The organism is Streptomyces sp. NPDC043685 (assembly GCF_056436585.1).
This window is the reverse complement of record NZ_JBWKCH010000002.1, coordinates 403,985-423,590: the sequence shown is the minus strand read 5'-3', so window position 1 is coordinate 423,590 and position 19,606 is coordinate 403,985. Positions and strand designations below refer to the sequence as shown.

General features: G+C 73.3%; 14 protein-coding genes and 1 pseudogene. 6 read left to right on the top strand and 9 right to left on the bottom strand.

Annotated elements, in window-relative coordinates; translation table 11 throughout:
• Nucleotides 1-123: 123 nt before the first annotated feature.
• Nucleotides 124-3,435: a S8 family serine peptidase gene (locus tag AC0665_RS06670; protein ID WP_478704558.1), complete on the top strand. Its 3,312-nt coding sequence runs from the start codon at nucleotides 124-126 to the stop codon at nucleotides 3,433-3,435.
• Nucleotides 3,436-3,492: 57 nt separating this feature from the next.
• Here the strand turns inward: AC0665_RS06670 and AC0665_RS06665 are convergent, their stop codons facing one another.
• Together AC0665_RS06665 and AC0665_RS06660 are read right to left on the bottom strand one after the other, a co-directional pair.
• Nucleotides 3,493-4,269, bottom strand: a complete 777-nt coding sequence (locus AC0665_RS06665; RefSeq protein ID WP_478704557.1) for a hypothetical protein — start codon at nucleotides 4,267-4,269, stop codon at nucleotides 3,493-3,495.
• A gap of 1 nt (nucleotide 4,270) precedes the next feature.
• Nucleotides 4,271-4,825, bottom strand: a complete 555-nt coding sequence (locus tag AC0665_RS06660; protein ID WP_363118924.1) for an RNA polymerase sigma factor — start codon at nucleotides 4,823-4,825, stop codon at nucleotides 4,271-4,273.
• A gap of 348 nt (nucleotides 4,826-5,173) precedes the next feature.
• Between AC0665_RS06660 and AC0665_RS06655 the strand changes: the two genes are divergently transcribed.
• A complete protein-coding gene (locus AC0665_RS06655) occupies nucleotides 5,174-6,190 on the top strand; it encodes an aspartate-semialdehyde dehydrogenase (protein WP_478602243.1) in 1,017 nt (338 codons plus the stop codon).
• On the opposite strand, the gene AC0665_RS06650 is transcribed toward AC0665_RS06655, so the two are convergent.
• Both AC0665_RS06650 and AC0665_RS06645 read right to left on the bottom strand, forming a co-directional pair.
• On the bottom strand, nucleotides 6,187-6,693 hold the full coding sequence (locus AC0665_RS06650) for a DUF1203 domain-containing protein (protein WP_478704556.1): 507 nt from the start codon (nucleotides 6,691-6,693) through the stop codon (nucleotides 6,187-6,189). The two genes, AC0665_RS06655 and AC0665_RS06650, sit on opposite strands and share 4 nt — an antisense overlap.
• A 259-nt stretch (nucleotides 6,694-6,952) precedes the next feature.
• Nucleotides 6,953-7,096 carry a hypothetical protein gene (locus AC0665_RS06645; protein WP_478602239.1) on the bottom strand — a complete coding sequence of 48 codons (144 nt, stop codon included), beginning with the start codon at nucleotides 7,094-7,096 and terminating at the stop codon, nucleotides 6,953-6,955.
• 145 nt (nucleotides 7,097-7,241) lie between these two features.
• Here AC0665_RS06645 and pepN point away from each other — a divergent pair, with 145 nt between their 5' ends.
• Both pepN and AC0665_RS06635 read left to right on the top strand, forming a co-directional pair.
• A complete protein-coding gene (pepN, locus tag AC0665_RS06640; protein ID WP_478602237.1) occupies nucleotides 7,242-9,824 on the top strand; it encodes an aminopeptidase N in 2,583 nt (860 codons plus the stop codon).
• A gap of 156 nt (nucleotides 9,825-9,980) precedes the next feature.
• Nucleotides 9,981-11,003, top strand: a pseudogene (locus AC0665_RS06635) (MFS transporter); the annotation flags it as partial.
• An 83-nt stretch (nucleotides 11,004-11,086) separates the two neighbouring features.
• On the opposite strand, the gene AC0665_RS06630 reads toward AC0665_RS06635, so the two are convergent.
• Both AC0665_RS06630 and AC0665_RS06625 read right to left on the bottom strand, forming a co-directional pair.
• A complete protein-coding gene (locus AC0665_RS06630; RefSeq protein ID WP_478602235.1) occupies nucleotides 11,087-12,157 on the bottom strand; it encodes a helix-turn-helix transcriptional regulator in 1,071 nt (356 codons plus the stop codon).
• Nucleotides 12,158-12,183: 26 nt separating this feature from the next.
• Nucleotides 12,184-13,119 (bottom strand): EamA family transporter, encoded by a 936-nt coding sequence (locus AC0665_RS06625; protein ID WP_478602233.1) that lies wholly within the window; start codon nucleotides 13,117-13,119, stop codon nucleotides 12,184-12,186.
• A gap of 105 nt (nucleotides 13,120-13,224) precedes the next feature.
• On the opposite strand from AC0665_RS06625, the gene AC0665_RS06620 reads away from it, so the two are divergent.
• Nucleotides 13,225-13,737, top strand: a complete 513-nt coding sequence (locus AC0665_RS06620; RefSeq protein ID WP_478704555.1) for a MarR family winged helix-turn-helix transcriptional regulator — start codon at nucleotides 13,225-13,227, stop codon at nucleotides 13,735-13,737.
• A 57-nt stretch (nucleotides 13,738-13,794) separates the two neighbouring features.
• Here the strand turns inward: AC0665_RS06620 and AC0665_RS06615 are convergent, their stop codons facing one another.
• The 3 genes from AC0665_RS06615 to AC0665_RS06605 form a co-directional block, all read right to left on the bottom strand.
• Complete coding sequence (locus tag AC0665_RS06615; RefSeq protein ID WP_363118851.1) at nucleotides 13,795-14,082, bottom strand: hypothetical protein; 288 nt, start codon at nucleotides 14,080-14,082, stop codon at nucleotides 13,795-13,797.
• 63 nt (nucleotides 14,083-14,145) lie between these two features.
• Complete coding sequence (gene malQ, locus AC0665_RS06610) at nucleotides 14,146-16,230, bottom strand: 4-alpha-glucanotransferase (RefSeq protein ID WP_478704554.1); 2,085 nt, start codon at nucleotides 16,228-16,230, stop codon at nucleotides 14,146-14,148.
• Nucleotides 16,231-16,488: a hypothetical protein gene (locus AC0665_RS06605; protein ID WP_363118853.1), complete on the bottom strand. Its 258-nt coding sequence runs from the start codon at nucleotides 16,486-16,488 to the stop codon at nucleotides 16,231-16,233.
• Between the two features lie 223 nt (nucleotides 16,489-16,711).
• On the opposite strand from AC0665_RS06605, the gene AC0665_RS06600 reads away from it, so the two are divergent.
• The gene (locus tag AC0665_RS06600) at nucleotides 16,712-19,567 is read left to right on the top strand and encodes a beta-N-acetylglucosaminidase domain-containing protein (protein WP_478704553.1); all 2,856 of its coding nucleotides are present in this window, start codon (nucleotides 16,712-16,714) and stop codon (nucleotides 19,565-19,567) included.
• The last annotated feature ends 39 nt before the right edge of the window (nucleotides 19,568-19,606 follow it).

Below are 19,606 nucleotides of genomic sequence, written 5' to 3'. Positions count from 1 at the left end.
CCAAAGAACATCCCCTTGCGTAAGGCTGTGCGATCGTCCGGGCTTGCCGTTCGGACCGTCTGCGACCAGGACCGATCGGCCCCGGTCGCTTCCCGCTCGTTCCTTTACCTACAAGGGATGCCGATGACCCCTCCCACCCCGCGCGATCAGATATCGGGCCCGAGACGCGTGGCCCGCGTCGCCGTGGCCGCCGGTCTCGTCGCCGCGCTCTCCGCGGCCGGGCCCATCCCCCTGGCCTTCTCGGCCGACGCTCCCGGCACGGACGCCGCGGCCGACCCGGGCGTCAAGTCCGCGCACGCCAAGCTCGGTTCGAACGACGCGGAGCTGCTCGCGGAGGCGAAGGCCGACGGCGACAAGACCGTCACCATGATGATCGCCACCGCGCCCGGGAAGACCGAGCAGGTCGCCGGGCAGCTGGACGCGGTCAAGGGCGGCTCGGTGGGCCGGGCCGACGACAAGCTGGGCTACGTGCGCGCCACCGTCCCGACGGCCAAGGCGGACGGGGCGATCGCCGCCGCCGCCAAGCTCTCCTCCGTGCACGGCATCGACCTGCGCGAGGAGATCCCGCTGGACGACCCGACGCCGAGCGCGGACACCGCCGAGGGCGCCAAGGCCGCGAAGGGGACGTACCCGGGTCCGGGGAAGAACACCCCGGCCGAGAACCCGTACAACCCGTCCTTCGAGACGGGCGCGGTCGACTTCGTCGAGGACCACCCGAAGGCGGACGGCCGCGGTGTCACCATCGGCATCCTGGACTCCGGCGTGGACCTCGGCCACCCGGCGCTGCAGAAGACCACGACCGGTGAGCGGAAGATCGTCGACTGGGTGACGGCGACCGACCCGATCATCGACAACGACAACACCTGGCGCCCGATGGTCTCGGCCGTGTCCGGCCCGGCCTTCACCTACCAGGGCCAGTCGTACAAGGCCCCGGCGGGCTCGTACGCCGTCAGCCTCTTCAAGGAGTCGTACACCGCCGGCGGCGACGCCAAGGGCGACGCCAACCGTGACGGCGACACCACCGACGTCTGGGGCGTGCTCTACGACGCCAAGGCGGGCACGGTCCGGGTCGACCTGAACAACAACAACGACTTCGGCGACGACACGCCGATGAAGCCGTACAAGGACGGCCACCAGATCGGGTGGTTCGGCACCGACGACCCGAAGACCGACGTGGCCGAGCGCCAGCCGTTCGTCGTGGAGATCCGCAAGGACGTCCCGATGGACCCGCTGGGCGGCTCCTGGGCCGGCAAGAAGTCCGACTTCGTCAACATCGGTGTCATCGAGTCCGAGCACGGCACGCACGTCGCCGGCATCACCGCCGCCAACGGCCTGTTCGGCGGCAGGATGAACGGCGCCGCCCCCGGCGCCAAGCTGGTCTCCTCGCGCGCCTGCACCTGGTCGGGCGGCTGCACCAACGTCGCGCTCACCGAGGGCATGATCGACCTCGTCACCAAGCGTGGTGTCGACATCGTCAACATGTCCATCGGCGGCCTGCCGGCGCTGAACGACGGCAACAACGCGCGCGCCGAGCTGTACACGCGCCTCATCGACGACTACGGCGTCCAGCTGGTGATCTCCGCGGGCAACTCCGGCCCCGGCGCCAACACCATCGGCGACCCGGCCCTGGCCGACAAGGTCATCTCGGTCGGCGCGTCCGTCTCCAAGGAGACCTGGGCCGCCAACTACGGCTCGGTCGTGGAGAAGAAGTACGCCATGATGCCGTTCTCCTCGCGCGGCCCGCGTGAGGACGGCGGCTTCACGCCGACCCTGGTCGCCCCGGGCGCGGCGATCAACACCACGCAGACCTGGCTGCCGGGCTCCCCGGTCGCCGAGGCGGGCTACTCCCTGCCGGCCGGCTACTCGATGCTCCAGGGCACCTCGATGGCCTCCCCGCAGGCCACGGGCGCCGCGGCGCTGCTGGTCTCGGCCGCCAAGCAGAAGAAGATCGACCTCACGCCGGCGACCCTGCGCACGGCCCTCACCTCGACCGCCGACCACATCAAGGGTGTGCAGGCGTACGAGGAGGGCGTGGGCCTGATGAACATCCCCGACGCCTGGGACGCGATCCGCGACGACGCCACCGCGCACACGTACGCCGTGAAGGCGCCCGTCGACACGGCGTTGGACGACAAGCTCAAGACGCCCGGTTACGGCACGGGTCTGTACGACCGTGAGGGCGGCCTGAAGGCCGGGCAGAAGAAGACGTACGAGATCACCCTGACCCGTACGTCCGGCGCCGACAAGGCGATCCGGCACGAGCTGCACTTCGAGAACAACGCGGGCGGCACGTTCCGCATCGTCGGCTCCGACGAGGTGAAGCTGCCGCTGAACCAGCCGGTGACCGTCAAGGTCCAGGCCGCGCCGAAGTCCGCGGGTCTCAAGAGCGCGATCCTGGAGGTCGACGACCCGAAGACCGAGGGCATCGACGAGCAGGTCCTCAGCACGGTCGTCGTCTCCGCGCCGCTGAAGTACACCTTCTCCGCGTCGGGCTCGGTGCAGCGCAACAGCACCCAGCACTACTTCGTCACCGTCCCCGAGGGCGCCAAGGCCCTCGAGGTCGCGATGAGCGGGCTGAAGGACAAGAGCCAGACCCGGTTCATCTCCATCCACCCGCACGGCGTGCCGTCGGACCCGTCGTCGACGGTCAACTGCTACCCGAACTACGACAACCCGGCCAACACGTGCCGTCCCGACGTGCGTTCCTACGCCGACCCGCAGCCGGGCGTCTGGGAGATCGAGGTCGAGTCGCGCCGTACGTCGCCGCTGCTGGACAACCCGTACAAGCTGGACGTCGCCGTGCTCGGTGCGGCGTTCGACCCGGAGACCGTGACCGTGCCCGAGGCGAAGGTCGGCACCCCGGCCGCCGCCTCCTGGAAGGTGACGAACGGTTTCGCCGCGCTGGACGGCAAGCTGGTGGGCGGCCCGCTGGGCTCGGCCAAGGTGGCCCGCCCCTCCATCAAGCAGGGCGAGACGCAGACCACGACGGTCGAGGTGCCCGCGGGCGCCAAGTCGCTGGACGTCGCCATCGGGGGTGTCTCGGACAACGCCGCCGACCTGGACCTCGCCGTGTACGACGCGTCGGGCACGAAGGTCGGCAGCTCCGCCGACGGCGACTCGGAGGAGTCGGTCTCCGTCCCCGCCCCGGCCGCCGGGACGTACTCGATCGAGGTCGTCGGCTACTCGGTGCCGGCCGGCACCACGGAGTACGACTACCGGGACGTGTTCTTCTCCCCCTCCCTCGGCAGCATCGCCGTCGACGGGTCGGCTCCGGTGAAGCTCGGCACGGGCGACTCCGCGACGGTCTCGGGCAGCGTCACCGCCGCGGCGGCCGCTCCCGAGGGGCGTGAGTTCTTCGGCCAGGTCCAGCTGGTCAACGCGCGCGGCACGGTCGCGGGCGCGGGCAGCGTGAAGATCGAGAAGGTTCTGCCGTAGCGGTTCACGGTCACCGAGGGCGGGCGTCCGTACGGGCGCCCGCCCTTGTTGTGTCCTCTACCGGCACGGGATGGTGCGCGAGGCGGGCAGCGCCTCGGTGATCCACGCCCGTTCGCGGGCGATCTCCTTCTCCCCCGTCGTCCACACGTCCGGCTCGGCCTGTCCCTGCGGAATGCCGATCAGGACGTGGTCGCCCGCGCGCAGCCGCGGCTCCACATCGCTGCCCAGGGGGAAGTGGATCCGGTCCCGGCCCTTCGCGGGCTTGTAGTACCGGTCCACGTCCAGGGTGACGCGGTCCAGGCCGGTGCCGGGGACGGACTCGACCTCGGCGACGGTGCCCTCGACCACGAGCCGGGCGCAGGCGAGGTATCCGGCGTGACCGCGCTTGCCCCCCGCCTCGGCCTGCGGCTGCCCTGCGGAACTGTCGGCGGCGGACGAGCCGCCCCGGTCGTCCGCACTCATGCCGTCGCTGTGGACGACGAGCCAGCCCATGCCGAGGACGAGACCGGCCGCGGCGGCCGCGACGAGTCCCTTCAGGGCCACGGCCAGGGGCCCGGGGCGGGCACGGCGCGCGGACAGCGGCGTCACGGCGGCCACGCCACCGGTGCCGGGCGCGGGCGCCGGAGCCGCCGGGGGCTCGGCGAGTGCCTGCCCGATGAGCCCCAGCTGCTCGCGCAGCAGCGCCACGTCGGCGGTCGCGGTGCGGTACTCGGCCAGGAAGGCGTCGTCCGCGAGGGCCTCGCCCGCGGGCGTCTCGCCGGTGATCGCGGCCAGCAGCGCCGCCCCGTCGTGCGGGTCCCCGTCGTGCGTGTCCCTGTCGTGCTCGGCGGTCACGTCACACCACCTCGTCCTCGTGCAGGCGGGCGCGCAGAGTGCGTACCGCCGTGTGCAGCCGGCTCTTGACCGTGCCCTCCGGGACGCCGAGCTGCTCGGCGATGGACCGGACCGGCAGGTCGGCGTAGAAGCGCAGGACGACGACCTGCCGCTGGGCGTCGGGCAGCTCGTCCAGGCCCTGGGCGACGGCGACGGACAGCACACTGCTGTCCTCGCCGGAGGGGTGGGCCGGCTGGCGCAGGGCGGCCAGCCGCTCTCCGAGCCGCTCCTGGCGGCGCTTGGCCCGGTGCCAGTCCATCGCCAGGTTGGAGGCGACGACCGCCGCCCACGCCGAGACGTCCCGCGGTGCCTCCCGGCCGTCGGCGGCCCGCTCCAGCAACCGCAGCCGGACCTGCTGCACCCCGTCCGGCAGGTCCGACTGCGGCACCCCGCCGAGGGCGAGCACCGCCCGCACCCGGCGCTCCTGCGCCGGGTCCAGCGGGTCGACCTCGCCCACCGGGTCGCCGCCGGTCGCGGCGTGCCCCTCCCGGCCGCGCCGTGGCCTTCCGCGCAACAGCACAAGCCACCCCCCTCACGTCGTTTCTCCTACGACGCCGGCACGGCCCGGAACGTTCGCCCACCCGTGCGGAGACTTCCGCCGGGACGGCAGAGGCGTACATCACACTTCCGTGTGGCCGGGACCGGCATGGGCAGGCGAGCTTGCGGCGCACGACCCCCGCCGGACGAATTCCTCCAGCTCAGCGGGGTCGACACCGCAGGTCCGCAACCATGGGTCGGGACAGGCCGTCCCACTCCCCGGGCAGACCCGGGAAAGAAGTGGACAGGCGGGCCGTGGTCGGCCGCATGATGGAAAAGCCTCGGCCAAGCAACGAGCATGTGAACAGACGCAGGAGAGGGAGTCACCGTGAGGGTCGGAATCGTCGGAGCCACCGGACAGGTGGGCACGGTCATGCGCAGGATCCTCACGGAGCGGAACTTCCCGGTCACGGAACTGCGCCTGTTCGCCTCGGCCCGTTCCGCGGGCACCCAGCTGGACGGCGTGACGGTGGAGGACGCGGCGACCGCCGACTACACCGGCCTGGACATCGTGCTGTTCTCCGCCGGCGGCGCCACGTCCAAGGCACTGGCCGAAAAGGTCGCCTCGCAGGGCGCCGTCGTGATCGACAACTCCTCCGCGTGGCGCAAGCACCCCGACGTGCCCCTGGTCGTCTCCGAGGTCAACCCGCACGCGATCAAGAACCGCCCCAAGGGCATCATCGCGAACCCGAACTGCACGACCATGGCCGCGATGCCGGTCCTGCGTCCGCTGCACGACGAGGCGGGCCTCGAGGCCCTGGTCGTCGCCACGTACCAGGCGGTCTCCGGATCCGGCCTCGCGGGCGTGGCCGAGCTGCACGGCCAGGCGCAGAAGGTCGTCGCCGACGCCGAGAAGCTCACCCACGACGGTGAGGCGGTCGACTTCCCCGAGCCGGGCGTCTACAAGCGCCCCATCGCCTTCAACGTGCTGCCGCTCGCGGGCAGCATCGTCGACGACGGGCTGAACGAGACCGACGAGGAGCAGAAGCTCCGCAACGAGTCCCGCAAGATCCTGGAGATCCCCGAGCTGAAGGTCTCCGGCACCTGCGTGCGCGTCCCGGTCTTCTCCGGCCACTCCCTCCAGGTCAACGCCCGTTTCGCGCGTCCGATCTCCCCGGAGCGCGCCACGGAGCTCCTCAAGGACGCCCCGGGCGTCGAGCTCTCCGACATCCCGACCCCCCTCCAGGCCGCCGGCAAGGACCCGTCCTTCGTCGGCCGCATCCGCCGCGACGAGACGGTGGACAACGGCCTGGCCTTCTTCGTCTCCAACGACAACCTCCGCAAGGGCGCGGCCCTGAACGCGGTCCAGATCGCGGAGCTGGTGGCGGCGGAGCTGAAGGGCTAGTCCCCGGCCTGCTCGGACCCCCTGCGCACCTCGTAGAGGAAGCAGCCGTACTCGACGGCCCGGACGTGGACCAGTGCCACGGCCGGGTCGTCGAACGCTTCCCGGAGTGCCTTGCCGAAGGCGTCCGGTTCCTCGACGAGCCGCCCGCCCAGGATGTGGCCCTGCGCGGAGTAGCGGCGGACCGTGCGGTGGGCGTCGGTGAAGGGCAGGCCGTCTCCGGCCCGGCCCGCGCACGGCTCCGCGTGGATGAAGACCGGGCCCACCTCGTCGTAGGCGCCCGGAGTCGCGTGCGTCCGCGCGGCCCAGCGGCGCAGCGGGGCGTAGGACACCAGGGCGATGCGCTCGCCCGGCTCGCTGCGGCGCAGACAGCAACGCAGGGGCTCGCCGCCCTCGGTGTCGGTGAAGGGAGCCGCGGGACGGCCCGCGTCGTCCGTCGAACGCAGCTCCTTCAGGGCGTGCGGGGGGATGGCGCGTGCGGTGTACGTGGTCGTGGTCGTCGTCATGTTCCTCAGCCTCGCGCGCGCGGCGCCGGGTCACCGGCGGAATCCGGACGTCGCGTTCCCGCCCTCGGCATGGCCGGCGGCGCCGCCCCACCGCCGGCACCGCCGTGGGCCCCGGCGCGTCCGCCGTCCGGCCGCCGGTGAACGCCCCCGGCGTGACGGCCGTGTCGACGACCCCCGCGAAGAGCGCCGGTGCAGGGCCGGGCCTCGTGCTCGGTCCCGTCTTCTCCCGGCGACCGCAGACCGTCGTGGTCGCCCGGGATCACCCCTTCGCCTCCCGTACGGCCGTGACGCCGGCGGAGGGGGCCGGACGCCGCTGGTCACGGCCGCGCAGCACCGGCGCGAGGACGTGGCGTTCGTGCCGGTCGAGGGCGTGCCGCAGTCGGCGCTCGGGCTGATGCAGCACCGGGACGGGGAGTCGGCCGGGGTCCGCGCGTTCGCCCGCGCCCTCGCCTCCCGAGGGGTATCCCTAGGAGACGCCCGCGACGTCGCCCGACGCCGAGCCGCCGTGGAAAGATGGCGCAACCCACCCATAACGAGGAGATGACCGCGTGCCTGGCACAAACCTGACCCGCGAAGAGGCGCAGCAGCGGGCGCAGCTGCTCACCGTTGACTCGTACGAGATCGAGCTCGATCTCTCCGGCGCGCAGGAGGGCGGCACCTACCGGTCCGTGACCACGGTGCGCTTCGACGTGAGCGCCGAGAACGGCGCGGAGTCGTTCATCGACCTGGTGGCGCCGGCCGTGCACGAGGTGACTCTGAACGGGGACTCCCTCGACCCGGCCGAGGTGTTCGCGGATTCCCGGATCGCGCTGCCCGGCCTGCTCCACGGCCGCAACATCCTGCGGGTCGTGGCCGACTGCGCGTACACCAACACCGGTGAGGGCCTGCACCGGTTCGTCGACCCGGTCGACGACCAGGCCTACCTCTACACCCAGTTCGAGGTGCCGGACGCCCGCCGGGTGTTCGCCAGCTTCGAGCAGCCGGACCTGAAGGCGACCTTCCGGTTCACCGTGAAGGCGCCCGAGGGCTGGACGGTCATCTCCAACTCGCCCACGCCGGAGCCCCAGGACAACGTCTGGGCCTTCGAGCCGACCCCGCGCATCTCGTCGTACATCACGGCGCTGATCGTCGGCCCGTACCACTCGGTGCACAGCGTGTACGAGAAGGACGGGCAGAGCGTGCCGCTGGGCATCTACTGCCGTCCCTCGCTCGCCGAGTACCTCGACGCGGACGCGATCTTCGAGGTGACCCGGCAGGGCTTCGAGTGGTTCCAGGAGAAGTTCGACTACGCGTACCCGTTCGAGAAGTACGACCAGCTGTTCGTGCCGGAGTTCAACGCGGGCGCGATGGAGAACGCGGGCGCGGTGACCATCCGCGACCAGTACGTGTTCCGCTCGAAGGTGACGGACGCGGCGTACGAGGTGCGCGCGGAGACCATCCTGCACGAGCTGGCCCACATGTGGTTCGGCGACCTCGTGACCATGGAGTGGTGGAACGACCTGTGGCTGAACGAGTCGTTCGCCACGTACACCTCCATCGCCTGCCAGGCGCACGCGCCCGGGTCGCGCTGGCCGCACGCGTGGACCACGTTCGCCAACTCCATGAAGACCTGGGCGTACCGGCAGGACCAGCTGCCGTCCACCCACCCGATCATGGCCGAGATCCGGGACCTGGACGACGTCCTGGTCAACTTCGACGGCATCACGTACGCCAAGGGCGCCAGCGTCCTGAAGCAGCTCGTCGCCTACGTGGGCATGGACGAGTTCTTCCGGGGCGTGCAGGCGTACTTCAAGCGTCACGCCTTCGGCAACACACGGCTTTCGGACCTGCTGGGCGCGCTGGAGGAGACCTCCGGCCGCGACCTGAAGACCTGGTCGGAGAAGTGGCTCCAGGCGGCCGGCATCAACGTGCTGCGCCCGGAGATCGAGACGGACGCCGACGGGGTCGTCACCTCCTTCGCCATCCGCCAGGAGGCCCCGGCCCTGCCCGCCGGCGCCAAGGGCGAGCCGACGCTGCGCCCGCACCGCATCGCCGTCGGCCTGTACGAGCTCGACGAGGCGAGCGGCAAGCTGGTCCGCCGGGAGCGGATCGAGCTGGACGTGGACGGCGAGCTGACGGCCGTGCCCCAGCTGGTGGGACAGCGCCGCCCGGCCGTGATCCTGCTCAACGACGACGACCTGTCGTACGCGAAGGTCCGCCTGGACGAGCAGTCGCTGGCCTTCGTCACGGAGCACCTCGGCGACTTCGAGTCCTCGCTGCCGCGCGCCCTGTGCTGGGCGTCTGCCTGGGACATGACCCGCGACGCCGAACTCGCGGCCCGCGACTACCTGTCGCTGGTGCTGTCCGGCATCGGCAAGGAGTCGGACATCGGTGTCGTGCAGTCGCTGCACCGCCAGGTGAAGCTGGCGATCGACCTGTACGCCGACCCGGCCGCCCGCGAGACGCTGCTGGCCCGCTGGACCGACGCGACGCTGGCGCACCTGCGGGCGGCGGCCCCGGGCAGCGACCACCAGCTGGCGTGGGCGCGCGCGTTCGCGGCCACGGCCCGCACGCCGGAGCAGCTGGACCTGCTGGACGCGCTGCTGGACGGCTCGCAGACCATCGAGGGCCTGGTCGTCGACACGGAGCTGCGCTGGGCGTTCGTCCAGCGGCTCGCGGCGGTCGGCCGGTTCGACGAGGCCGAGATCGCGGGCGAGTACGAGCGGGACCGCACGGCCGCCGGTGAGCGTCACGCGGCCACGGCCCGGGCGGCCCGTCCGACCCCGGAGGCCAAGGCCGAGGCGTGGGCGTCGGTCATCGACTCCGACAAGCTGCCGAACGCCGTGCAGGAGGCCGTCATCGGCGGCTTCGTGCAGACCGACCAGCGCGATGTGCTGGCCCCGTACGCGGACCGGTACTTCGAGGTGGTCAAGGACATCTGGGAGTCCCGCTCCCACGAGATGGCCCAGCAGATCGCCGTCGGCCTCTACCCGACGGTCCAGGTCTCGCAGGAGACCCTGGACAAGACGGACGCCTGGCTGGCGTCCGCCGGGCCGAACGCGGCCCTGCGCCGCCTGGTCTCGGAGTCCCGCGCGGGCGTCGAGCGCGCCCTGCGGGCCCAGCGGGCGGACGCGGCGGCGGCCGGGGAGTAACCCGGCGGCTCTTCCCTCGCCGACAGAAGGGGCGTCCGGTGCACCGGACGCCCCTTCGTCTGCCCTCCCCGGTGCAGATGACGTCGCCCCACGGGACCTTGCGGCGCGAGAACTTCACTGACACAAGATGTCAGCGAACCTCTGGACAGTGGTGCCATGATCCTCAGCCACCACTCCCGCCGCGCCGAGCGGCTGCTCGTGCCCGCCGCTTTCGCCACCGCTCTGGGCAACAATGTCCAGCTCATCGTCGGGGCGCTGCTCATGATCAGGGAGCAGCGGACCATGATGGCTGTCGGCTGGCTGTTCGTCGCCGTCGCCGGGCCACAGGCGCTGCTGTCGCCGTTCTTCGGCCGGCTCGCCGACCGCTTCGACCGACGAGCCCTGTGGATCGGCTGCGATGTCACCAGCGCGGCGCTGGCCCTCGGGCTACCGCTGTGGCTGGCCTGCGGCGGCGCCCCGGGATCCGGAATCTACAGCGCCAATCTGGCGCTCGCCGTGGTCGGTGCCCTGTTCTTCCCGGCCAGCTCCGCGCTGATCAAGGAACGGGTTCCGGCGGACAGGCTGCGGCGGTTCAACGCCCGCTACGAGATGGCGACCCAGGCAGGGATGCTGCTCTCGGCGACGGTCGGCGGGCTGTGCGTCCAGGCGTTCGGTGCCGTACCGCTGCTGGTGTTCAACGCCGGAACTTTCATGGTCTCGGCGCTCTGCGTCGCTGCGGTGGGGCGTTGCCCGGACCGGGTGCCGACGGCCGCCGTCGCCGGGGAGCAGGCTCCTGCCCGGGCGGGCGCGCGTGGGCCGCTGCGGATGCGCCGCTTCATCCTGCTCTACGCCCAGGGGAGCGTGGTCGTCACGGTCTTCAACGCTCTGCTGCCCACCGCCGTGATCGGTGAACTCCACTTGGGCGCGGGGACGTTCGGTGTCGTGGACGGCCTCGGGTGCCTCGGTTTCCTGGTGGCCGCCGGTGCCTACCGGATCGTCGGCAGACGCAGTACGGACTTTCGCATCGCCGTCGTGGGCTTTCTGCTCTGCGATGTCTGCCTGGTGCTGCAGAGCCAGTTCGGGATCGCCGGATACCTCGTCGGGGTGCCACTGGGTGCGTTCTTCTTCGGGCAGGCCCGGATCGCCTCCCGCACCATGCTGATGGCCTCGGCAGACGATGCCTCGGTGGGCAGGGCCTTCGGGCTGGCGAACGGTGGCGGGCTGGCGGCCACGGTCGGGGTGATGTTCCTGGTCGCGATGGTCACCGACCACAGTGACACGCGCTACGGCTTTGCGGTCCTTGCCGCCCTTGCGCTGTCGGCGACCCTGTCCGCCGGACTGCTGCTGAGGTCGCCGGCCCCCGCCCCGTCTGATGTGTCCGCCGGTCGGTACCGGTCGAGCACGGCCGCCGCCGTCTCCGCGATCCTGCGGCGTAGCTCCTCGGGGGCGAGCACCTCGATGTCCGGCCCCAGTGACAGCAGTAGGGGCACCGCCAGGTCGACCGATTCCAGCGGTACCGTCGCTGTCACCCAGCCGTCGCCGTCCGGCGGGCCTCCCGAGGCTTCGACGGCACGGACGAGTGCCGCGTCCAGGCGGTCCGGCAGTGCGGTGAGCAGGGCCGGAGCGATCCGGAGGGAGGCCTGAAGCCGCAGCCTGCGGGCGTCGTAGGCGGTGAGGTAGTCCTGCCAGTGGGCGGCCAGGTCGAAGCCCTCGGGGCGCTCGAAGCCGTCCTCCCCGACGGTCAGGCGGAGGATCGACGACACCCGATAGGTCCGCACCGCGCCGTCCACCGCTGCGACGAGGTACCAGACGCCCGCCTTGAGGACCAGGCCGTAGGGGTGGAGTTCGCGCTCGACCTCCTGCGGCTCGGCCCAGCGGCGGTAGCGCACCTGGATTCGCCGCTGGTTCCACACGGCATCGGCGAGCGCTACGAGAACGGGTGGGGAGTCTTGCGCCCGGTACCAGCCGCGAGCGTCGAGGTGGAAGCGCTCTCGGATCCGGTCGGCTCGGTCCCGCAGGGGGGTCGGGAGCGCCGCAGCCAGTTTCAGCTGTGCCGCCGCGAGCACCTCGCCCAGCCCCAGGTCGTCCGCCGCACCGGGCAGCCCGGCCAGGAACAACGCCTCGGCCTCGTCGGCGTGCAGTCCGGTGAGCCGGGTCCGGTAGCCGCCGAGCAACTGGTAGCCGCCACGGTGCCCGGCGTCCCCGTAGACCGGAATGCCCGCGCTGCTCAGTGAGTCGATGTCCCGGTAGACGGTCCGGGTCGAGACACCCAGCTCCTCCGCGAGCTCGTCGGCCGTCAGCCTGCCCCGGTTCTGCAGCAGGAGAACGAGGGAGAGGAGCCGGGCGGCGCGCATGAACCGATCATTCCAAAGCCCCACCCCTACCGCCGCAGCGCCCCGCCCCGCACGTGCATCGGCCCGGTGTGGACGTTCCTGCCGGTGATGCCGACCGTCCGCGACGGCCGGGTGACGAACTGCCCCGCCACCGTCGCCCCGAACGCCAGCCCCATGCCCACCAGTTGCACCGGTGTCAGCGCCTGCCCGAGCGCCGCCCAGCCGACGACGGCCGCGGTCAGCGGCGAGAGCGGCCCGAGGAAGGTGACCTGGGTCGCGGTCATGCGGCCGATGCCGCGGAACCACAGCCAGTACGCGACCGCCGTGTTGGCGAGGGCGAGGTAGAGGTAGCCGCCGACCGCCGGGCCGTCCAGCGCCGGCGGAGCGCCCTCGACCAGGAAGGCGAGCGGCGCGATGAGCAGGCCGCCCGCGGTCAGCTGCCAGCCGGTCAGCGCCAGCGGTCCGACGCCCTCGGGACGGCCCCACCGCTTCGTGAGCACGGTGCCGGTCGACATCGACGCCGTGGAGGCGACGGCGGCCAGCAGGCCGAGCATGTCCAGGGCCCCGGCCGCCCGCAGGACGACGAGGCTCACCCCGAACGCGGCCACGGCCCCGGTCGCCAGCGTCCGCGCCGACGGCCGCTGCCCGAGCAGCAGCGCCGAGAGCCCGGCCACGAACAGCGGGCCGGCCGAGCCGACGACCGCCGCCAGACCCCCGGGCAGCCGGTACGCGGCGAGGAACAGCAGCGGGAAGAAGGCGCCGATGTTCAGCGCGCCGAGGACCGCCGCCTTCCACCACCAGGCGCCCCGCGGGAGCACCCGGGCCAGGGCGAGCAGCAGCAGACCGGCGGGCAGGGCGCGCACCAGGGCGGTGAACAGCGGCCGGTCGGGCGGCAGGAACTCGGTCGTGACCGCGTACGTCGTGCCCCAGGAGACGGGCGCGAGGGCGGTGAGGGTGATGAGAGCGGCGCGGGAGGCGGCCATGGCGGGCACCCTTCAAGTAGGTCGGTAGAAAGTAGCTTAGCGCTAAGCAACTTTCAGTCAAGCTACTTTCTTGCGGGTGACCGAGCGGCGGCCGATACTCGGGGCATGAGCGAACGCCCGCAGCAGCACAAGGACCCCGTCGACGCGATCATCGGCCAGTGGGCGACGGTCCGGCCCGACCTGGACACCGCGGCCATGGAGGTCTTCGGCCGGATCAGCCGGCTCTCCCACGCGATCGGCGAGCGGGTGGGGCGGGCGTACGCGGCGTTCGGCATCTCCCGCGGGGAGTTCGACGTCCTGGCGACCCTGCGCCGCTCCGGCGAGCCCTACACGCTCTCGCCCCGGCAGCTCTCCGCGACGCTGATGCTCACCACCGGCGGCATGACGGGACGCCTGGACAAGCTGGAGCGGGCGGGGCTGCTGCGCCGCTCCCCCGACCCGCACGACCGGCGCGGGCTGCACGTCACGCTCACCGACGAGGGACTGAGCCTGGTCGACGAGGCGGTCGGCGCGGGGCTCGCGGTGCAGACCGAGGCGCTGTCCGCCCTGGGCACGCGGCGGTCCGGGCAGCTCGCCGATCTGCTGCGGGACCTGCTGGCGGCGACGGACAGGTCCTGACACGCCGAGGGCGCCGCCGCGGTGATCGCGACGGCGCCCTCGGTGAGGAAACGCCGGTCAGGCCTTGACTTCGCTCTTCGCGTCGGCCTTGGTCGTGATGTTGGAGCTCGTCGGGTCCTTCTTCTTGTGCGTCTTGTCGCCGATCATCACCAGTCCGGCGATGACCAGGTAGAGCACGATGGGGGCCACGACGAAGAGGCCCAGCGTCTCGATGACGCTCAGGCCCGGGCCGGGGTCGTCACCGTCGTCGCGGGTGAGCGCGCTCGCGGGGGACGACATGAGCAGCATCATCAGCGTCGTACCGGCTGCCAGGGCGCCGGCGCGCAGGGCGTTCTTCTTGTCCACGGTGTCAAAGTATCCAACGCCGCCCGGGCACGCGCGCCCGGGGTGCCGTAAGAGGCCCTCGCCTCATGAGCCGCCCTCCCTGAGCACGTCCATCAGGGCGTGCAGCCGCGGCGAGGCCGCGAGGTCCTCCAGGGTCACCGGCCGCCCCCGCGCGTCCGCGATCGGCAGGCGCCAGTTCGGGTACTGGTCCCAGGTACCGGGCAGATTCTGCGGGCGCCGGTCGCCCACGCAGTCCGGGAGCCAGACGCCGACCATGCGGGCCGGGGTGCGCAGCAGGAAGCGGTGGACGGCCTGGATCTCGGCCTCCTCCGAGGAGGTGTCACCGCCGCCGCCCGTGCCGTGCAGCAGGCCGAGCCGGGACAGCAGGGCCAGCCACTCCCCCGTGTCGGCGGCGGCCTCGGCGCGCTCCTCCTCCAGGGGGCGGGTCAGCAGGCCCAGGCCGTCGCGGAGCTCGACGTGCTCGCCGGTGAGGCGCGCGGCCGTGGAGGGCAGGTCGTGGGTGGTGGCCGTCGCCAGGCAGTCGGAGCGCCAGCTGTCGGGGGGCAGGGGGCGGCCGTCGCCCTCCCAGTCGCGCTCGAACCACAGCACGGACGTGCCGAGCACCCCGCGCTCGCGCAGCGCCTCCCGCACGCCGGGCTCGACGGTGCCGAGGTCCTCGCCGATGACCGGCGCCCCGGCCCGGGAGGCCTCCAGCACGAGGACGGCGAGCATGGCCTCGGCGTCGTAGCGGACGTAGGTGCCCTCGGTGGGCGGGTGGCCCTGCGGGACCCACCAGAGGCGGAACAGGCCCATGACGTGGTCGATGCGCAGGGCGCCCGCGTAGCGGAACAGGGCGCGCAGCAGCTCGCGGAACGGGGCGTAGCCGGACGCGGCCAGGCGGTCGGGGCGCCAGGGCGGCAGGCCCCAGTCCTGGCCGCGGGCGTTGAAGGCGTCCGGCGGGGCGCCCACCGACATCCCCGCGGCGAAGTACTCCTGCTGCGCCCAGGCGTCGGCGCCGCCGGGGTGGACGCCGACCGCGAGGTCGTGCACGATCCCGACGGCCATCCCGGCCTCGCGCCCGGCGCGCTGCGCGGCGGTCAGCTGGGTGTCGGTGAGCCAGGCGAGCCGGGACCAGAACTCGACCCGGTCCATGAGGCCGTTGCGGGCCCGGACGGTCTCGGCCGAGCGCGGGTCGCGCAGGCCGGTCGGCCAGCGGTGCCAGTCGGAGCCGTGCACCTCGGCCAGCGCGCACCAGGTGGCGTGGTCCTCCAGGGCCTGGCCCTGCTCGGCGAGGAAGTCGCAGTAGGCGGCGCGCCGGCCGGGGCCTAGGGGGACGTCGCAGAGCAGTTCGAGCGCCTCGCGCTTGAGCTCCCATACGGCGTCCCGGTCGATCAGGGCGCCCTCGTCCAGCACCGCTTCGCGCAGCCGGCCGGCCCTCTCCAGGAGGGTGCGCAGGCGTTCGGGGTCCTCGACGTACGCGGCCTCGGGGACGTCCTCGATGCGCAGGTGCACGGGGTCGGGGAAGCGGCGCGAGGAGGGGCGGTAGGGGGAGGGGTCGGTGGGGGCGCCCGGCACGCCCGCGTGCAGCGGGTTGACCTGGACGAACCCGGCGCCGAGCGAGCGCCCGGCCCAGCCGGCCAGTTCGGCGAGGTCACCGAGGTCGCCCATGCCCCAGGAGCGGCGGGACAGCAGCGAGTAGAGCTGGACGAGCAGCCCGTGGGAGCGTCCGGCGGGGGTGGGCAGACGGGTGGGGGCGACGATCAGGTGGGCGGTGGCGGTGCGGCCGTCGGGGGTGGTGGCGGTCAGCCGGTGGACGCCGGGCGGGAGACCGTCGGCCGAGGTGCGCCGCTCGCCCTGCTCGGTGTCGATGCGCAGCCGGGTCCCCTCGGGCAGCGCGGCCAGGGCGGCCGGGGGGCTGCCGCTCCAGCCGACCACGGTCGGCGGCAGCAGCCGTTCGGCGCGTTCCCGCTCGTGGGCCGCGAGCGCGGCGCGGACGGCGCCGGGCGTGCTCGCGTCCACGCCGAGAGCGGCCAGGGTCAGGGCGACCGCGGCACCCGAGGCCGCGACCGTGCGGTCCGGGGACGGGCTGTAGGAGGTCGCGACGCCGTGCAGGGCGGCGAGGCGGGACAGGTCCTCGGAAGGGGGGTCGGCCGGCCGGGGTGCGGTCATCTACAACCTCGCGCAGTCCGGGACGAAGGCAGGGGGCTCGCTGGTCAGGGGGGCGGCTTCGGCGAGCGGCGGCTCACTGGTGAGGGGCTCGGCGTCGGGCAGCGGGGGCTCGCTGGTCAGCGGCAGTTCGGTGCAGGTGCTCTCGGAGCTGAAGACGCAGTACTGCGGGTCGTCGTAAGAGGGGTCGTCGAGGTCGGCGGACGGGTCCGCCACGGGTTTGGACGGGGCCGGGAGCGGAAGGAAAGTCATCGCAGCCACGGGGGCCTCCTTGTCGGGTACGGCGTGCAACGGGTCATCGCAGCCCTACCCAGTCGAGGCGAAGGCAGACGCCCCGGGCCGGACATCGTGTGCCTGCTCACAATTCGCTCCCCTCCACACAGTCCAGATTCCGGCATTTCCACCACAACGGCCACTCTCGTTGACACGTTCACCGGACGGGTGGTGGGCTCGTCCTGCCGGTCGAACGCATGTGGAGGGGCCCGTGGGACTGCGGCGTGGGAAGCGGGCCGCGGCCCTGGCGGTCGCCGTCGTCGCCGGGAGCCTGGTGGCCCAGCCGGCCGCGACGGCCGCTCCGCCGACTCCGGGCCGGGCGGCGGCACCGGCCCCCGAGTCCGCCGCCGGACCGGATCTCTCCGTCTGGCCGCGCCCGCAGTCGCTGCGCGCCGACGGCGCCCCGGTGCCGGTGCCGGACGACGTGGCCCTGATCACCGGCCCGGAGGCGGATCCGTACGCCGTACAAGCCCTGCGCGCGCTGCTGCGCAAGGCCGGAGCCCGCCGGATCACGGACACGGCCGGACCGGGCGCGCTGATCGTCCGGGCCCGCACGGAGCCCGTCCGCCGCGGCGACCGCCACGCCCTGCCCTCCGGTGGATACGAGCTGTCCGTGGGCCGCGACGGCGTCGCCCTCACCGGCACCGGCGAGGACGGGCTGTTCCACGCCGTGCAGACGCTGCGGCAGCTCCTGCGCCCCGACAGCACGATCGCGGCGGCCGTGGTCCGCGACTGGCCCGGCACCGCCGTGCGCGGCATCACCGAGGGTTTCTACGGCACCGCCTGGACGCACCGGCAGCGGCTGGCGCAGCTCGACTTCATGGGGCGCACCAAGCAGAACCGCTATCTGTACGCCCCCGGCGACGACCTCTACCGGCAGGCCCGCTGGCGTGAGCCCTACCCGGCGCGGCAGCGGGCCGAGTTCCGGGAACTGGCCGAGCGGGCCAGGAGCCGTCACGTCACGCTCGGCTGGGCGGTGGCCCCGGGCCAGGCGATGTGCTTCGCGTCGGACGCCGACGTGCGGGCGCTGGCGCGCAAGCTGGACGCGATGTGGGCGCTGGGCTTCCGGGCGTTCCAGCTCCAGTTCCAGGACGTCAGCTACAGCGAGTGGCACTGCGGGGCGGACGCCGACCGGTTCGGCTCCGGCCCCGATGCGGCGGCGCGGGCACAGGCCCGGGTGGCGAACGCGGTGGCCCGGCATCTCGCCCGGCGGCACCCCGGCGCCGCGGCGCTGTCCCTGATGCCGACCGAGTACTACGAGGACGGCGCCACCGCCTACCGGCGGGCCCTGGCGAGCGACCTGGCGGCGGACGTCGAGGTGGCGTGGACGGGCGTCGGGGTGGTGCCCCGCACCATCACGGGCGCCGAACTGGCCGAGGCGCGCGAGGCGTTGCGGCATCCGCTGGTCACCATGGACAACTACCCGGTCAACGACTACGACCCCGGCCGCATCTTCCTCGGACCGTACCGGGGCCGGGAGCCGGCCGTCGCGACCGGCTCGGCCGCCCTGCTCGCCAACGCGATGCAGCAGCCGGAGGCGTCCCGCATCGCGCTGTTCACCGCCGCCGACTACGCCTGGAACCCGCGCTCCTACCGCCCCGGGGAGTCCTGGCGCGCCGCGATCGCCGACCTGGCGGACGGGGACCACGGCCGCGAGCAGGCCCTGGCGGCGCTCGCCGGGAACGACGCGTCGTCGGTGCTCGGCGAGGAGGAGTCGGCGTATCTGCGCCCGCTGGCCGAGGCGTACTGGCGGTCCCGCACGGCCGGTGGCACCGGCACCGGCGGGGACGCCGCGCGACGGCTGCGCGAGGCGTTCACCGTGCTGCGCGAGCTGCCCCGGCGGCTGGCCGGCACCGGAGTCGGCTCCGAGGTCGCCCCCTGGGCACGGCAGCTGGCGTCCTACGGCGAGGCGGGTACGACCGCGCTCGCCATGCTGGACGCGCAGCGCGCCGGGGACACGGCGGCGGCCTGGACGGCGTACCGCAGGCTCGGGGCCCTGCGGGACCGGCTGGAGTCGGCGCCGGTCGAGGTCGGCACGGAAGTGCTGGACCCCTTCCTGCAACGGGCGCAGAAGTCGTACGCGGCCTGGTCGGGCATCCATCACGAGCCGCCCCGCAACCCGGGCGACGGCCGCACCCTGCGCCTCGCGCGGCCCCGGACTCTGACCGCCGTGACGGCCCTGACCGAGCCGGGCACCGAGGGCGGCATCGAGGTGCACGTGCCGGGGCGGGGCTGGCGGGAGGTGGGCCGGCTCGACCGGTCCGGGGCGAGCGAGGTGCGGCTCTCGGCGCACGCCGACGCGCTGCGCGTCACCGGCCCCGCGCCCTCCCGCGTCCACCACCTCATCCCCTGGTTCACCGACTCCCCCGCCACCTCCCTCGGCCTGCCCCGCGACCGCGCTCACGTCGAGACCGGCCGTACGGAGCGGCTGACGGCCCGGCTGAGCTCGCTGCGCCCCGCCGACGCCCACGGCAGGCTCACCGCCGAGGCGCCCGAGGGCGTCCGGGTCCGGGTGCCGCGGGCGGAGCTGACCGTGCGGCGCGGCACCACGGTGGAGGTCCCGGTCGAGGTGACCGTGGAGCGCGGCACCCCGATGCGGTCGTACGAGGTCCGGCTGGGGTTCGCGGGAGCGGGCCGCACGCTCACCGTCCGCGCCGTCCCGCCCACCGGCGGGCCCGACCTGGCCCGCACCGGCACCGCCCGTTCCTCGGGCGACGAGACGCCCGGCTTCCCCGCGTCGGCGGCGAACGACGGCGACCCGGGCACCCGCTGGTCCTCCCCCGTCGACGACGGCGCCTGGTGGCAGGTCGAGCTCGCCCGCCCGGCGCGGCTGGGACGGGTCGTGCTGCACTGGCAGGACGCCCACCCCTCGGCGTACCGCGTCCAGGTCTCCCCGGACGGCCGCCGCTGGCGCACCGCGGCCACCGTCCGCGACAGCCGGGGCGGGCGGGAGGACGTCCGCGTGGACGAGCGGGACGTGCGTTTCGTACGGGTGCAGGGCGACAGGCGGGCGACCCCGTACGGGTATTCGCTGTGGTCGGTGGAGGCGTACGCCGTCACGGACTGAGGCCTTCGAGGGCTCGGCGGCGAACCGGCCCCACCTCAC

Coding starts and splice junctions, on each gene's coding strand:
- AC0665_RS06625 (WP_478602233.1), bottom strand. CDS start 13,119: ATGGCCGCCTCCCGCGCCGCTCTCATCACCCTCACCGCCCTCGCGCCC.
- AC0665_RS06620 (WP_478704555.1), top strand. CDS start 13,225: ATGAGCGAACGCCCGCAGCAGCACAAGGACCCCGTCGACGCGATCATC.
- AC0665_RS06650 (WP_478704556.1), bottom strand. CDS start 6,693: ATGACGACGACCACGACCACGTACACCGCACGCGCCATCCCCCCGCAC.
- AC0665_RS06670 (WP_478704558.1), top strand. CDS start 124: ATGACCCCTCCCACCCCGCGCGATCAGATATCGGGCCCGAGACGCGTG.
- AC0665_RS06630 (WP_478602235.1), bottom strand. CDS start 12,157: ATGCGCGCCGCCCGGCTCCTCTCCCTCGTTCTCCTGCTGCAGAACCGG.
- malQ (WP_478704554.1), bottom strand. CDS start 16,230: ATGACCGCACCCCGGCCGGCCGACCCCCCTTCCGAGGACCTGTCCCGC.